This is a genomic window from Flavobacterium tructae (genome assembly GCF_002217475.1).
Classification (GTDB): domain Bacteria; phylum Bacteroidota; class Bacteroidia; order Flavobacteriales; family Flavobacteriaceae; genus Flavobacterium; species Flavobacterium tructae.
Genome location: NZ_MUHH01000067.1, coordinates 1 through 14,113 on the forward strand (window position 1 = coordinate 1; position 14,113 = coordinate 14,113).

Annotated in this window: 14 protein-coding genes; 9 read left to right on the forward strand and 5 right to left on the reverse strand. The window is 36.1% G+C overall.

Annotation, left to right across the window (positions count from 1 at the left end):
- Window positions 1-306: 306 nt before the first annotated feature.
- Window positions 307-777, reverse strand: coding sequence for a JAB domain-containing protein (locus B0A80_RS19850; RefSeq protein ID WP_089078422.1), 471 nt, complete (start codon window positions 775-777; stop codon window positions 307-309).
- A 161-nt stretch (window positions 778-938) separates the two neighbouring features.
- On the opposite strand from B0A80_RS19850, the gene B0A80_RS19855 reads away from it, so the two are divergent.
- The 5 genes from B0A80_RS19855 to B0A80_RS19875 all read left to right on the forward strand — a co-directional run bounded on the left by B0A80_RS19855 (window position 939) and on the right by B0A80_RS19875 (window position 4,700).
- Window positions 939-1,130, forward strand: coding sequence for a helix-turn-helix transcriptional regulator (locus tag B0A80_RS19855; protein ID WP_089078451.1), 192 nt, complete (start codon window positions 939-941; stop codon window positions 1,128-1,130).
- 23 nt (window positions 1,131-1,153) lie between these two features.
- A complete protein-coding gene (locus tag B0A80_RS19860) occupies window positions 1,154-1,720 on the forward strand; it encodes a hypothetical protein (RefSeq protein ID WP_089078423.1) in 567 nt (188 codons plus the stop codon).
- Window positions 1,721-1,806: 86 nt separating this feature from the next.
- Window positions 1,807-3,333 (forward strand): S10 family peptidase, encoded by a 1,527-nt coding sequence (locus tag B0A80_RS19865; protein ID WP_089078424.1) that lies wholly within the window; start codon window positions 1,807-1,809, stop codon window positions 3,331-3,333.
- Window positions 3,334-3,481: 148 nt separating this feature from the next.
- Window positions 3,482-3,988: a GNAT family N-acetyltransferase gene (locus tag B0A80_RS19870; protein ID WP_089078425.1), complete on the forward strand. Its 507-nt coding sequence runs from the start codon at window positions 3,482-3,484 to the stop codon at window positions 3,986-3,988.
- A gap of 163 nt (window positions 3,989-4,151) precedes the next feature.
- Window positions 4,152-4,700, forward strand: a complete 549-nt coding sequence (locus B0A80_RS19875; RefSeq protein WP_089078426.1) for a HutD family protein — start codon at window positions 4,152-4,154, stop codon at window positions 4,698-4,700.
- Between the two features lie 190 nt (window positions 4,701-4,890).
- Here B0A80_RS19875 and B0A80_RS19880 read toward each other — a convergent pair whose 3' ends face one another.
- Window positions 4,891-5,460: a Crp/Fnr family transcriptional regulator gene (locus B0A80_RS19880; protein ID WP_017498240.1), complete on the reverse strand. Its 570-nt coding sequence runs from the start codon at window positions 5,458-5,460 to the stop codon at window positions 4,891-4,893.
- 218 nt (window positions 5,461-5,678) lie between these two features.
- Here B0A80_RS19880 and B0A80_RS19885 point away from each other — a divergent pair, with 218 nt between their 5' ends.
- Window positions 5,679-6,788 (forward strand): pectate lyase family protein, encoded by a 1,110-nt coding sequence (locus B0A80_RS19885; protein ID WP_089078427.1) that lies wholly within the window; start codon window positions 5,679-5,681, stop codon window positions 6,786-6,788.
- A 283-nt stretch (window positions 6,789-7,071) separates the two neighbouring features.
- Here the strand turns inward: B0A80_RS19885 and B0A80_RS19890 are convergent, their stop codons facing one another.
- The 3 genes from B0A80_RS19890 to B0A80_RS19900 form a co-directional block, all read right to left on the reverse strand.
- A complete protein-coding gene (locus B0A80_RS19890; RefSeq protein WP_017498237.1) occupies window positions 7,072-7,455 on the reverse strand; it encodes a DUF3037 domain-containing protein in 384 nt (127 codons plus the stop codon).
- Window positions 7,445-8,227 (reverse strand): HipA family kinase, encoded by a 783-nt coding sequence (locus B0A80_RS19895; RefSeq protein ID WP_070906692.1) that lies wholly within the window; start codon window positions 8,225-8,227, stop codon window positions 7,445-7,447. The genes B0A80_RS19890 and B0A80_RS19895 overlap by 11 nt, the downstream gene beginning before the upstream one ends.
- A gap of 328 nt (window positions 8,228-8,555) precedes the next feature.
- Entirely contained in the window at window positions 8,556-9,401 is an 846-nt protein-coding gene (locus B0A80_RS19900) for an NAD(P)H-hydrate dehydratase (RefSeq protein WP_089078428.1), read from the reverse strand.
- A gap of 259 nt (window positions 9,402-9,660) precedes the next feature.
- On the opposite strand from B0A80_RS19900, the gene gcvT reads away from it, so the two are divergent.
- From gcvT to B0A80_RS19915, 3 genes are all read left to right on the forward strand, one after another.
- Window positions 9,661-10,743, forward strand: a complete 1,083-nt coding sequence (gene gcvT, locus B0A80_RS19905) for a glycine cleavage system aminomethyltransferase GcvT (protein WP_017498234.1) — start codon at window positions 9,661-9,663, stop codon at window positions 10,741-10,743.
- A gap of 235 nt (window positions 10,744-10,978) precedes the next feature.
- Window positions 10,979-13,009 (forward strand): S41 family peptidase, encoded by a 2,031-nt coding sequence (locus B0A80_RS19910; RefSeq protein ID WP_089078429.1) that lies wholly within the window; start codon window positions 10,979-10,981, stop codon window positions 13,007-13,009.
- 204 nt (window positions 13,010-13,213) lie between these two features.
- Complete coding sequence (locus B0A80_RS19915; RefSeq protein WP_017498232.1) at window positions 13,214-13,927, forward strand: YebC/PmpR family DNA-binding transcriptional regulator; 714 nt, start codon at window positions 13,214-13,216, stop codon at window positions 13,925-13,927.
- Window positions 13,928-14,113 lie beyond the last annotated feature (186 nt).

Sequence of the window (14,113 nt, forward strand, 5' to 3'; positions counted from 1 at the left end):
TATCTCCATATAACGGAGTACAATTATCTTTTAAAGATGTTACTAAGGATTATTTTACTATCTATATGTGGGCAAAAACTGTAGAAGAAGAACAAAAGAATCACAAATACGATTTGCTAATTATTTACAAAGAAGCTCAATAAGCACTACCAGTTCTACGAAGTATTAAGATCCCCCCGCTAGCGCGAGCGTCCCGCTCGTGAACTCAAAGAAATTCAAAAGCCAATTGAAACGGGCACGAGCGAGACGCTCGCGCTAGCGATAGCAATGGTAATATTATACTCAAACATGAAACTTTCTCACTGTTTACATAATACCATTATCAGCAAAAGAGTAATAACCTTCCGGGGTAATAATCAAATGATCTACTACTTCTATATCCAGAATAACACCTGCATCTTTAACTTTTTTAGTCATCACTTTATCGGCAGGAGAAGGAAATGCTTTTCCTGACGGATGATTATGCAACATAATAATAGCGGTTGCTTTGGCTTTGAGTGCTGCCGTAAACAATAACCTAAGATCAACCGTAGTTGCAGTTATGCCTCCTGTAGACATTTCATAAATTCCCAGTACCCTATTCGCTTTGTTGAGTAAAAGTATTTTAAACTGCTCTAAAAACTCTATTTTGTCCGGATCCCAGGACTTCAAAGCCAGCTTGTAAGTTGCTTTAGAGGAAGTGATATGAGGTCGTTCTGAAGCTTTTACTTTGGTTTTGTAAATCAGTTCAATTTCCGATGCGATTCTCCAATCTTCCTTTCCTTTCTTCACTTTCATAATAAATACATCAAATTACAATACAAATATATACTAAATTACAATATTTCACAATACGTTTTTATATTATAATTTAACACACTAATAGAAAAGCTATCAATAGGCAATAACTTTCTATGCTAAATATTATTATAATAAATCAATTAATGGCTGATATTCAAATGAACAGGATTAAAGAAGTTCTAAAAGAACAAGGAAGAACACAAACATGGTTGGCCGAAAAAATTGGAAAAAGTTATGTCGTGGTAACGAATTACTGCAACAATAATGCTCAACCAAGTGTTGAGGTTCTAAGGAAAATTGCGGAGGTACTAGATGTGGATGTTAGAGAATTGTTGGTTCCAACAAAGTAGACAAAAAATAGCAGCTTAGCAGCATGAACAAAAAGCTAAAAATCTTTTTTATTATTCTAATAATAGTGTCTTCATTAGGGTTAGTATATTATTATGGAACCATATTTCTATGCGAAATTAGCGTTAAATGTAAAGATTGTGATCAAACTTCTCAGTCAGAAAAAGAATCAAAAGAAAATAAATTTTATTATGGGTATTATACTTGTGATGTTTCTGAGTTTAATCTAAAATACAATACCGAAAAAATAGAAATCGGAAATATCTGGGTCGAAAAAGTTTGGCGTTATAATACTGATGATTGCTTTAGTGATGACTATAATACCAAGGTAATTAATAACCATGGTTTTAATATTGTAGTAGATTTTAAAAAATCAGCAGATGAATTTCTATTCGATTTCATTCCTCTCATTAACAATATCAAGGACAATACAAATGGTGGAATTGAAGATAGCAGAAAAACTTTGAGATATAGAAGACTCCCACAAGAGATGAAACTTATAGTTGTTGAAAGAAATCCGGATATGAATTTTGGTTGGACGAAAGAAATAGTATCAGATACATTGACATTAAAACTAATAAAGTATGAATGAATAAAATTTTTATTTTTTTATATCTTTAAAAATTCTAAATACAGCCACCTGTTTAGAGCATTAATTTCTATTAACACCCTATTTTTATGAGAAAAACATTACTTGTATTCCTTTTAGCCGGATCCTTAATTTCATCTGCTCAGGAATCAAAACCAAAAGCTCCCCAAGCCCCTGCAAAAGAAGAAAATTCACCTTCTAATCTTACTTTTAATCCGGATGCTAGTGTGATCACCAATCACTCCGTTACCATAAAAGGGCAAAAAGTTCCTTATAAAGCCACAACGGGTACGATGCCGGTTTGGGACGAAGACGGAAAAGCCATTGCCGGATTGTTCTACACCTATTATGAGCGTTCTGATGTAAAAGATCAGGCTTCGCGTCCGTTAGTTATTTCCTTTAACGGTGGTCCGGGTTCTGCTTCGGTTTGGATGCAGATTGCTTACACAGGACCGAGTCTCTTAAACATTGATGACGAAGGATATCCTGTACAGCCTTACGGAATAAAAGAAAATCCGTATTCTATTCTGGATGTTGCCGATATCGTTTTTGTAAACCCTGTCAATACCGCTTATTCCAGACCTACCAGCAAAGACATTCCTACTACAAAATTCTTTGGTGTAAATGCCGATATTAAATACCTCGCCGATTGGATCAATGGTTTTGTAACCCGTACCAATCGCTGGGCTTCTCCTAAATACCTAATTGGTGAAAGTTATGGTACTACCCGTGTTTCGGGATTAGCACTTCAATTGCAAAACAGCCAATGGATGTATCTTAACGGAGTGATTTTGGTTTCTCCAACTGAATTAGGAATAACACGTGGCGTAGTTTCTGATGCTGCTCTTAAATTGCCTTATTTTGCAGCTACTGCCTGGTACCACAAAATGCTTCCGCCTGATCTGCAAAACAAAGATTTAACAGACATGTTACCCGAAGTGGAAGATTTTACCGTAAACGAACTTCTTCCTGCATTGACCAAAGGAGGCTCTTTGGATGAACAAAAAAGAAAAGAAATTGGTGCTAAAATAGCACGTTATTCCGGTATTCCGGAGAAAGTGATCCAGCAAAACAATTTGGACCTTCCTTATGATTATTTTTGGAAAGAATTGTTAAGAGATAAGGGCTATACGGTAGGAAGACTTGATTCGAGATACAAAGGAATTGACCGCAAAGACTCAGGCGAAAGCCCTGATTTTAATGCCGAACTTACTTCCTGGTTGCATTCGTTTACGCCTGCCATCAATATGTACCTGCGCAACAATCTGAACTATAAAACAGACTTTAAATACAATATGTTTGGTTCTGTACATCCTTGGGACAGATCGAACGATAAAACAGGAGAAAACCTGAGACAGGCTATGGCTCAAAACCCATATTTACATGTCATGGTACAATCCGGATATTATGATGGCGCCTGCGATTACTTTAATTCTAAATACGATTTATGGCAAATGGATCCGAGTGGAAAACTAACGGATAGAATGTCATGGAAAGGTTACAGAAGCGGTCACATGATGTACCTGAGAAAAGCCGATCTGGAAGCTGCCAACGAAGATATCAGAACCTTCATAAAGCAATCCTTACCTAAAGCGGGACAACCTGCAAAATACTAAATCGAACCTATTGGGTTTAATGAACAAAAATTGATTTAACACATAGAAATAAAATTTCTCTCGCAGATTTAGCAGATTATTCAGATTATTTTATAATGGTCTTAGAAAACAGTTAAATCTGCGTGAAAAATTACAACTACAATAATTCATGATTACAAAAGCTTCCTTACAGGACATTCCGGCGTTAACCGTTTTAATCAATTCGGCCTACAGAGGCGAAACCTCCAAAAAAGGCTGGACAACTGAAGCCAATTTATTGGAAGGAAAAAGAACTGACGAGCAGGAAATGACCGAAATTTTTCTGGATCCTAAAAACACTATTCTAAAATACACCGAAAATGACCAAATTATTGGTTCAGTTTTATTGATCGAAAAAGGACACCAATTGTATCTCGGAATGTTAACGGTTTCACCGGAATTACAAAACAGCGGTATCGGGAAAAAGATGCTGGCCGAAGCTGAAAATCATGCAAAAGCTTTGGGATTATCCAGTATTATCATGACGGTGATCTCCGTTCGGGAAGAACTTATTGCGTGGTACAAACGTCACGGCTACGTTGATACAGGCGAGAGAGAAGCTTTTCCGGTAAGTGAGATTCACGTTACTATTTCTGAAGAACCTCTGGAGTTTATTTACTTAGAGAAGGTTATTTAGTTTTAGTTGTTTCAAGTTTCATGTTTCAAGTTTCAGGTTTCAAGTTTCAGGTTTCAGGTTTGAGAGTAAAAGCTAAAAAACTTAGCAACTCAGCACCTTAGGACCTTAGTACCTCAGAAAAGCCTTTGAACCTTTGCCTCTCTGAACCTCCAATAATAAAAAAATGATCCTACACCTTTTACCCAAAGAAAATTGTAAACCCGCAGTTTGGAGCGGTGGATTGACGTATGAATATATGATCTATCCAAAAACAGCAAACTACGCCGATAGAGATTTTGCATTCAGAATAAGCAGTGCTACCATAGAGCAGGAACCATCGGTATTTACTCAATTTAAAGGTTATCACCGATATCTGGTTATGCTTGATAACGGCCTGGATATCGAGATAAACCAAGAAAAAAAGGTATACGAGCAATTTGAAATCATGGAATTTAACTCCAATGATGCCGTGACTTCTTTTACAAAAGGTATTGATTTTAATTGGATGGTTTCTGAAAAAATATCCCAGCACCAACTGAAAATAACAGCTGCTAATCAAAATTGTAATGCTCAAATTGTACTTTTCTTTTCTTTAGATACAACCGTTGTTCAAATTAATGAGAAGCCGTACGATTTAAAACCTTATGATTTACTGATCATTGAAAATCCGGAAAAGACAGATATAGCACTTCGATTTTCTAATAAATGCCTTTTTGGAGTATTGGATTTTTAATTCCGAAATGAATTTAACCGCAACGTTCGCGAAGGGTTACGCAAAGATTCGCAAAGCTTTCTTAACTGGTACAGTATATGCTCGCAAAGGCACAAAGTCTCAGAGTTTAAGCTCTTCTTTGTTCTTGCATCTTTCTTCCATTTATCAAAGCATACTACTAAAAAACTCAGCCCCTTAGCTCCTCAGAACCTTAGCAACTCCTTTTAATCTTCGATAAAAACTCGTGGGAAACTCCCAAATAAGAGGATAAATTCCGGTTATTGATTTTATTTGCTTTGTGCGAATAGCGCTTTATAAACTCCAGATACCTTTGTTTAGAAGTTTTATTCAGAAGATCTATAAGCCTTTGCTGAATGGCAATATTAGCCCTTTCAACCATTAAAATATGAAACTGAATCAACTTGGGTACCTGCTCAAACAAAAGTGCTTTGTTTTTCTTACTGATCACCAGGATTTCACTTTCTTCTATTGCTTTGATATTATAAGTCGTAGGCTTTTGATGATAGAAGCTTTCAAGATCACAAATCCATTCATTTTCGAAAGAAAAAAAAATAACACTTTCGGTTCCGTTGTCATTTAAAATATAGGTTTTAAAAGTACCTTTCAAAATAAAGCCTTCATAAGAATTCTTTGAATCCTGAATCTGCAGAAATTCGTTTTTCTTAAGTTTAATAAACTTTACTTTTTCAACTACAAAATTCCATTCCTCATCTGTTAACGGAATCTTGCGCTCGATACTTAATCGTAGGTCTTTGTACATATGGTATTTACTTTTTATTCTTACTCAGGGGCGTAAGCAGGTGAATGAATGAAAAATAATGCAATCGATTACACAAAAATATACTTTTTTGTAATGTAACGGCTACCGAAAACACATTTAACAGTAAATTATTTTCAAAACATTGAACTTGTTCAACTTTTTTCATCCTAATTATAAGCAGATTTGCACTATTAACTATTTAACCAAACTTAATTATTATGAAATTTAAATCAACAATCTCAGTGTTTTTATTGACATTGATTTTCGGTTTTGCAGCCTGTAATACCGAAGAAATTGCTACCCCGCAAAGTAGCGAAAATGCTACTATCGAGACCTCCACAACTTCCGGCAATTTGACGGCAAAAATTGGAAACTGCGCCCAGGTTCCGGGATGGGCTTCTCAAAATGGAGGAACAACTGGTGGAGGTTCCTCTCAAGAAGAAGTAGTTTCGAATTATACGCAGCTGAAATCGGCTATTGAAAACAGTGCAGTAAAAGTGATTAAAGTTACCGGTACCATTACGGTTACTACAAGATTATCACTACAGGATCAAAGCGGCAAAACCATTTACGGTGCAAGCGGTGCCAAACTGGTTTCGACCAACCAAACGAAAGACGGTTCGGGTATCATCAATATCAAAAGATGCACGAATCTGATTATCAGAAATCTTATTTTTGAAGGTCCGGGTGCTTATGACACAGATGGCTGGGACAATGCAATTTTAGATGATTGTCAAAATGTATGGGTAGACCATTGTGAATTTAGAGATGGGGTTGACGGGAACTTCGACATCAAAAATAAATCAGATTTTGTTACGGTATCGTATACAAAATTCGGTTATTTAAAAGCTCCTAAAGCCGGAGGTCCCGGAGGTTCTGACGATCACAGGTATTCTAATTTAATTGGTTCCAGTGATGGTGCAACTGCCGATCGTGGAAAATTACGAATCACTTTCGCTCGCTGCTGGTGGGCTCCGGGCTGCAAAGAAAGAATGCCTAGAGTGCGTTTTGGAAAAGTACATCTGGTAAACAACTTCTTTAACAGTACGGTAAGTAATAAATGTATTGCTGCAGGTTTTGAAGCGAGTCTAAATGTAGAAAGCAACGTTTTTGAAGGTGTAAAAACTCCTATCGATCTAATGAGCGGTTTTACTGCTGTTACAGCAACAGACAATGTTTTCACCAATACCACCGGAAATCAAGCCGGAAGCGGTACTGCTTTTACTCCACCCTATTCGATCGTAAAACTGAACAAAACTGCTGTTAAAGCTGATATCTCTGCCAATGCAGGAGCAACTTTAGGCGGCAATATCTGCGGATCGTTTTAATCAGTTACAAATAATAAATACAAGTTAGTTTTATTTTGAAACCATGGATTACAGTTTTGTAGTTCGTGGTTTTTTTGTTTCAGGTTTTTTTGTTTCAGGTTTCAAGTTTCAAGTTTCAGGTTTCAGGTTTCAGGTTTTAATGCAAAAACTACAATGATTTTAATCTGTTTTAAATTTTATGAAATATAAAAGTTCGCAAAGCTTTACCTAAAAACTTTGCGAACTTTGCGTAATTCTTTGTGTCCTTTGCGGTTAAAAAAACCTTTGCCACTTTGAACCTCCTCTAAAGCACCAATTCTTCAAATAATCTCTGAATCGTCTTTTCTAAGTCCTGACATAAGCCCGGATGAGGTCTTGACGTTTGTATTGCAGAACTTCTAATGGCTGTGAGCCATCTAAAACGTTCCGGAATCTCAAATTCAGCGATCGGTCCGCCGTCTTTGGCTCCATTAACAATTTTTTCTAATGACGTTAAATTACATTCTAACTGTTCGATGTCAAAGTCGGCAGAAAGGGCTTGTATTCTTTCTTTATTCAGATGAAAAAGAACTTTTATGAATTTCTTTTTTTTGCAAAACAAAATGATTCCGATATTCAGAAACTCTTCGCGCTCTACTCTTGGCACCACGCGGATTACGGCATACTCATATAAGTGATTATCTTGCATTTTGCGCCTGGTTTACAAAGATTTCTGAATGATTTAATCGGGTCTGCAAAAACTGTAAATACACATTTCGCAAGGTTTCCGGTTCTTCCTCGGTATCTTCCCATTGCAGCCATTCCAGTGGAATTGTATTTACAATCTCTTCTAATATTTCGTGCGATAAAAGTGCCTTAAATTCAGCATCTACCTCCTTTAAAAGCGAAGCTTGCGGCAATAAAACATGATCTTTAATTAATGCAAACGGACTTTTGGCATGCTGTTCCCAATTGTTCCAGGAATGATGAAAATACAAGCACGCTCCGTGATCAATCAGCCATAATTCTTTATGCCAAATTAGCATATTTGTATTTTTGAAAGTACGATCGACATTGGTAATATAAGCATCCAGCCAAACAATTTGTGAAGCCAGCTTAGCATCAACGGTGGTCACAACAGGATCGAATGTAATGGCTCCTGATAAAAAATGGAGTGCCAGATTTAATCCCTGACTTCCCTGCAGTAAATCCTGAATTTCTTCATCAGCTTCGGTTCTTCCAAACGCTTCGTCAAGATTGGCGAAAACTAATTCCGGAAGCTGCAATTTTAAGGCTTTTGCGATTTGTCCACCCACCAATTCGGCAATCAAAGCTTTTACACCGTGACCGGCTCCTCTAAATTTTAAGACGTATTTAAAATCGTCATCGGCTTCTGCCAAAGCAGGTAAAGAACCTCCCTCGCGCAATGGCGTTATATAACGCATGACGTTTACTGTTCTGAGATCGAAGTTGTTTTTCATTTTTTTCTAAATTCAAAGATGCTAAGAAACTGAGCTACTAAGTTTCTAATCTTTGAGATTACAAACTTACGTTTTTTGATTTTAGATTATGCAGACCAGATTTTAGATTTTTTCTCGTTCGTGCAGATCAAGCAGCTTTATTCTCAGTTTTGGTATCCTGAGCGAAGTCGAAGGACACTTGCTTAGACGTACTTAGACTTGCTTAGACTTACTTAGGCTTGCTTAGTTTTTTTACCGCAAAGTTCGCGAGGGTTTTATCATTTAGTTTTTTGTATAACCTAAAGGTTCGCAAGGCTTTGCGTAACCCTTTGCGAACGTTGCGGTTAAATTAAACCAAACTCAAAAAAGCTTTTCCCAAATACTTAATAATAGTAGACGCTGTAAAAGATTCATACCCTGTTTTTGGTAACGCAATATCGGCTGTAAGTCCGTGGAGGAAAACGCCTAGTTTTGCTGCGTATTTAGGTTCGTAGCCCTGAGCCAGTAAGCCTGTAATGATTCCGGTGAGGGTATCTCCGCTTCCGGCAGTGGCTAAAGCTGCATTACCGGTGGTGTTTTCGTAAATCTCAGTCTTAATGATGATGTAGGTTGGTGCGCCTTTCATGACAATGATTACTTTGTACTTTTCTGAAAAAGCAATCGTTTTTTGAAATTTTTCCGATTCTGAATTCCACTTACCTATTAAACGCTCGAGTTCTTTTGGATGTGGTGTCAGAATAGTATTTTCAGGAACTAATTCCAGCCAGGTTAAATTTTCTGCCAGAATATTCAAGGCATCAGCATCCAATACTAAAGGAGATTTGTTCACTCTTAAAAACTCAAAAAGCGCTTTTTGGGTACCAAGTTCCACTCCTATTCCGGGTCCAATTCCGATGGACTGAGGTACTAACGGAAGATGAATACTGGTCAGGAAATTAGTATTTTCATCGGTTATCACCATCACTTCCGGAATCGAGATCTGCAGAATTTGATAGCCGCATTTGGGTACAAAAACCGTTACTAGTCCGCAACCCGATTTTAAACAGGATTTTGATGCTAAAACTGCCGCTCCTACTTTTCCGTAACTTCCGGCAATGATAACCGCATGCCCCTGAAGTCCCTTATGAGTTATAGGATTTACCGGTTTGAGAAATTTTAATACCTCTTCTTTTGTAATTAGAAATGGATCTTTCATCGGACAGATTTTATTACTTAAAGTTACATAAAAAATTAAAGATGTAGGCACTTTGTAAGATCCTAAAGTCAGATTCTGTTGTCGCTAGTATCTTTCTTTCATTCCTTAGAAAAACAAAACGCAAAAAAACTATTGAAACTGCGGGATATTGCTTCGTATGCATAAATCGGGCAAGAATATTGCGAATTTTAATAATTTAGTATATAAATCTTCGATATTTTTTAAATAAATTTGCGACACAATTTTATAAAACAACACAATGAAAAATACTGCGCTTACGCACATACATGAGAGTTTGGGAGCGAAAATGCTACCTTTTGCCGGATACAATATGCCTATTACCTATGAGGGCGTAAATGCTGAACACGAAACAGTTCGCAACAGTGTGGGCGTTTTTGACGTTTCGCATATGGGAGAATTTTTGTTGACAGGTCCAAATGCTTTGGCTTTGATTCAAAAAGTAACTTCAAATGATGCTTCGACTTTAACGATCGGAAGAGCACAATATTCTTGTCTGCCAAACAACGAAGGTGGAATTGTAGATGATTTGATTGTATATAAAATGAAAGAAGAAGAGTATTTACTGGTTGTAAATGCTTCAAATATCGAAAAAGACTGGAACTGGATTTCTTCGCACAATGATTTGGGTGTTGAAATGAAAAACATTTCTGATGATTATTCTTTATTGGCCATTCAGGGACCAAAAGCGGTTGAAGCTATGCAGTCTTTATCTTCTATCGACTTAGGAGCTATTACATATTATCATTTTGAAGTAGCTGACTTTGCAGGATTCAACGATGTAATTATTTCTGCAACTGGTTATACCGGTTCTGGCGGATTTGAAATTTACTGTAAAAATGCCGATGCTGAAGCTATCTGGAATAAAGTTTTCGAAGCGGGTGCTGCTTTCGGAATTAAACCTATCGGATTAGCTGCTCGTGATACATTACGTCTTGAAATGGGATTCTGTTTGTACGGAAATGATATTAACGATGCTACTTCACCTTTAGAGGCAGGATTAGGCTGGATCACTAAGTTTACTAAAGATTTTACCAATTCTGAAAATCTGAAAAAACAAAAAGAAGAAGGTGTTACCCGTAAATTAATTGCTTTCGAAATGCAGGAGCGTGCGGTACCAAGACATGACTACGAGATTGTAGATGCTTCAGGTGCTGTGATTGGTGTAGTAACTTCGGGAACTATGTCTCCTTCTATGAACAAAGGTATTGGATTAGGATATGTTACGGTAAATAATAGTGCCGTTGACAGCGATATCTTTATCAGAATCAGAAAAAATGATGTAGCTGCAAAAGTGGTTAAATTACCTTTTTATAAGAAATAATATTTTATCCTAAATATTCTAAAAATGCATTGCTTAACAAGTGATGCATTTTTTTTATAGTTTTTTTTCTGCCACAAATTCACAAATGATTGTAAATAAAAAAGGCTGCCAAATTCGCGAATTCATGGCGAAAACTTCGCAGAATAAAATTTATCTGAATGTAAGAATTTTTAGAAAAGTATATCCTTTTATGAAAAAATAAACGTAATTTTAGTCTGAACGAAGATTCCGATTTATGAAAAAAATAGCACTGGCGTTGATTCTAACCACAAATATTCTATTTAGTCAAAGTGGAAATCCCACTTGCGAAATAGTCAACAAAATAAATGCCGTTATTCAGGAAGATCACATCCGACCAAAACCCGTTGATGATAGCTTGTCGATTTTTGTTTTTGATAATCTGATCAACGAATTAGATCCTTCCCGAAATATTTTTTTTAAAACGGAGTACGATGAAATGGCAGAAAAATACCGCACCAACCTGGACGATTTTATTCTTAGTAATGATTGCAGTTTTTTGGCTGATATTACTTCCAAATACAAAGAAAGTCTTTTGAGAACAAAAAAGGTTCTTGAAAAAATTCAAACCGCACCTATCGATTACAGCAAAACAGATACTATCCGGTTTTATAAAAAATCATTTCCTTTTTACCTTAAAAAAGAAAACCTTGAAAAAGTATGGCTTAAAAAAATCCGCTACCAGATTTTGGATGAGATAGCCGAACTAAGTGACAATTTAGATTCAATTAAGGTCAATTTTCAGTCGATAGAGTCCAAATCAAAGAAACTAATTTTATCCAATGAAATATGCCGAATCAATACACTTTTAGAGACAAATGTCAGACAGGAAGAAAAGTTCTACAATTTCTTTTGTACCTACTTTGATCCTCATTCTGCCTATTTTAGTGACGATTCTAAAACGAGCTTTGTGGCATCACTTTCTAAAGAACATTTATCTTTAGGAATGACTGTTAATTTAAATGAAAAAAATGAAATCATTGTAGCCGAAGTTGATCCTAATGGTCCTGCTTATCAAACTGGTCAGATCAAAAAAGGCGATCAGATCATTTCAATATCCAACCAAAAAGAAACTTTGCAGGTTTCCTGTGCTTCGCTGGAATCTATCTCCACCTTGATTTTATCGGAATCTAACAAAAGCATCACGCTAACTTTAAAACGAAACTCGGGTAAAAGCTTTGATGTTTATATCGAAAAAAAGGTGATGAAAGACGAAGAGAATTCTGTTTTTAGCTTTATTGTTGGAAAGGAAAGTAAAATTGGGTACATCAAAATTCCAAGTTTTTACGCTGACTTAGAAGGCAATAGTCGCAAAGGCTGTGCTGATGATGTGGCTCGCGAAGTTATAAAACTGGAAAGAGACAATATAAAAGGACTCGTAATTGATTTGATTGACAATGGCGGCGGATCGATGGAAGAAGCAATAAAACTAGCCGGAATGTTTATTGACTACGGACCACTTTCTATAGTTGTAGATCGTAATCAGGGAAAATCGATTATCAATGATCCTTATAAAGGTTTGATTTATAAAGGTCCGATAGTCATTCTGGTCAATAGCAATACTGCCTCGGCAAGTGAATTCTTTTCCTCTATATTACAGGATTATAACCGTGCTTTATTATTAGGAAGTACTACGCTTGGGAAAGCGACCATGCAAACCATTCTTTCGCTTGACGAAACTAAAAACACTGATTTTTTAAAAATTACAATTAACAAATTTTACAGAGTTACAGGTAAAAGTCATCAATATATCGGAGTAAAACCGGATGTAATTCTTCCTGAATTCTATGAAAATGTTTATCAACGAGAAAGCAATTTTCCTACCGCAATTAAAAATGATAGTATCACACCGTCTTTAAAATTTAAGCCTTACGTAAAAAGAGCCCTAATCGACAAACTGGCTCAAAATAGTACAACAAGATTGGCAGACAATTACTTTTTCAATAACATAAAAGAGATCAATCAAAAAATTGATAAACTTATCAATACTCCAAAAGCCGAAATACCGATGACTATAGATGCTGTCTTCAAACAGAAAAAAGTAGTGAACTCACTTTGGACCGAAATCAATACTTTTAACGATGAAAACAACCCTCTGGATGTCTATAATTCTACGGTAAATCAGTTTCTGCTGGGTGTATACCCTAATGACAAAACGATCAACCAATACCAGATTGACAATCTAAAAACGAATCCCTATCTAAATGAAGCCGTAAATGTTATTAATGAGTTTAATGCGTGGAAATAGTTCTTGGCTATAAGCTATAAGCTGTAGACTATAGGCATTGGACGTTAGACTTTCTACTTTACAAAAGGGAGTTCGGATAACCTTAAACCGTAAACTTTAAACTTTTTAACCTCTAAGTCCTAACTATCACTAAAAAAGAATTCAATTGATTTTGGAAAAATAAGGAATAACCGTATTTTTGCCACACAAAACTAAAAATTAGAAATGGGAAGAGCGTTCGAATTTAGAAAAGGAAGAAAAATGAAACGTTGGTCAGCAATGGCTAAAACATTTACCCGAATTGGTAAAGATATCGTTATGGCCGTTAAAGAAGGTGGTCCCAACCCGGAGGCCAATTCTAGATTAAGAGCTGTAATACAAAATGCAAAAGCCGCTAACATGCCTAAGGACAATGTCGAGCGTGCGATAAAAAATGCAAGTAATAAAGATACTGCCAACTATAAAGAGATTCTGTTTGAAGGATATGCTCCACACGGAATTGCTATTTTAATTGAAACAGCATCTGACAATAATAACAGAACGGTAGCGAACATCAGAAGCTATTTTAACAAATGTAACGGAACAATGGGAACACAAGGTTCTGTTGAGTTTATGTTTGATCATACTTGTAATTTCAGAATTACAAAAGGTGAAATTGATGCTGAAGAATTAGAGTTAGAACTAATTGATTTTGGTGCCGAGGAAGTTTTTGAAGACGAAGACGGAATTTTAATCTACGCCCCTTTTGGAAGCTTCGGAGCTTTACAAAAAGAACTGGAAAACAGAGGTTTGGAGATCTTATCTTCAGGATTTGAACGTATTCCTCAAATTACAAAAGAACTTACGGAAGCTCAAATCGCAGACGTTGAAAAACTAATCGAAAAAATCGAAGAAGATGACGACGTAATGAACGTTTATCACACCATGAAAGAAGAGTAAAAACTTATATTTCAACACCATACAAAAAACTCCGGAATTCTCCGGAGTTTTTTTTTGCCCTAATGTGGAAACCCGTAAAGAATATTCTTAAAGATTGCTTATGTTTGGCAAAATTTTAACAAAACCAAACTTAACAAAATGACTATAAAGAAAATAAGCCTCTGTTTTTTATGGCTTTCAACCTAA

Excerpts from the sequence above, each read along its gene's own strand:
- B0A80_RS19850 (WP_089078422.1), bottom strand. The coding sequence starts at position 777 with ATGAAAGTGAAGAAAGGAAAGGAAGATTGGAGAATCGCATCGGAAATT.
- B0A80_RS19855 (WP_089078451.1), top strand. The coding sequence starts at position 939 with ATGAACAGGATTAAAGAAGTTCTAAAAGAACAAGGAAGAACACAAACA.
- B0A80_RS19860 (WP_089078423.1), top strand. The coding sequence starts at position 1,154 with ATGAACAAAAAGCTAAAAATCTTTTTTATTATTCTAATAATAGTGTCT.
- B0A80_RS19865 (WP_089078424.1), top strand. The coding sequence starts at position 1,807 with ATGAGAAAAACATTACTTGTATTCCTTTTAGCCGGATCCTTAATTTCA.
- B0A80_RS19870 (WP_089078425.1), top strand. The coding sequence starts at position 3,482 with ATGATTACAAAAGCTTCCTTACAGGACATTCCGGCGTTAACCGTTTTA.
- B0A80_RS19875 (WP_089078426.1), top strand. The coding sequence starts at position 4,152 with ATGATCCTACACCTTTTACCCAAAGAAAATTGTAAACCCGCAGTTTGG.
- B0A80_RS19880 (WP_017498240.1), bottom strand. The coding sequence starts at position 5,460 with ATGTACAAAGACCTACGATTAAGTATCGAGCGCAAGATTCCGTTAACA.
- B0A80_RS19885 (WP_089078427.1), top strand. The coding sequence starts at position 5,679 with ATGAAATTTAAATCAACAATCTCAGTGTTTTTATTGACATTGATTTTC.
- B0A80_RS19890 (WP_017498237.1), bottom strand. The coding sequence starts at position 7,455 with ATGCAAGATAATCACTTATATGAGTATGCCGTAATCCGCGTGGTGCCA.
- B0A80_RS19895 (WP_070906692.1), bottom strand. The coding sequence starts at position 8,227 with ATGAAAAACAACTTCGATCTCAGAACAGTAAACGTCATGCGTTATATA.
- B0A80_RS19900 (WP_089078428.1), bottom strand. The coding sequence starts at position 9,401 with ATGAAAGATCCATTTCTAATTACAAAAGAAGAGGTATTAAAATTTCTC.
- gcvT (WP_017498234.1), top strand. The coding sequence starts at position 9,661 with ATGAAAAATACTGCGCTTACGCACATACATGAGAGTTTGGGAGCGAAA.
- B0A80_RS19910 (WP_089078429.1), top strand. The coding sequence starts at position 10,979 with ATGAAAAAAATAGCACTGGCGTTGATTCTAACCACAAATATTCTATTT.
- B0A80_RS19915 (WP_017498232.1), top strand. The coding sequence starts at position 13,214 with ATGGGAAGAGCGTTCGAATTTAGAAAAGGAAGAAAAATGAAACGTTGG.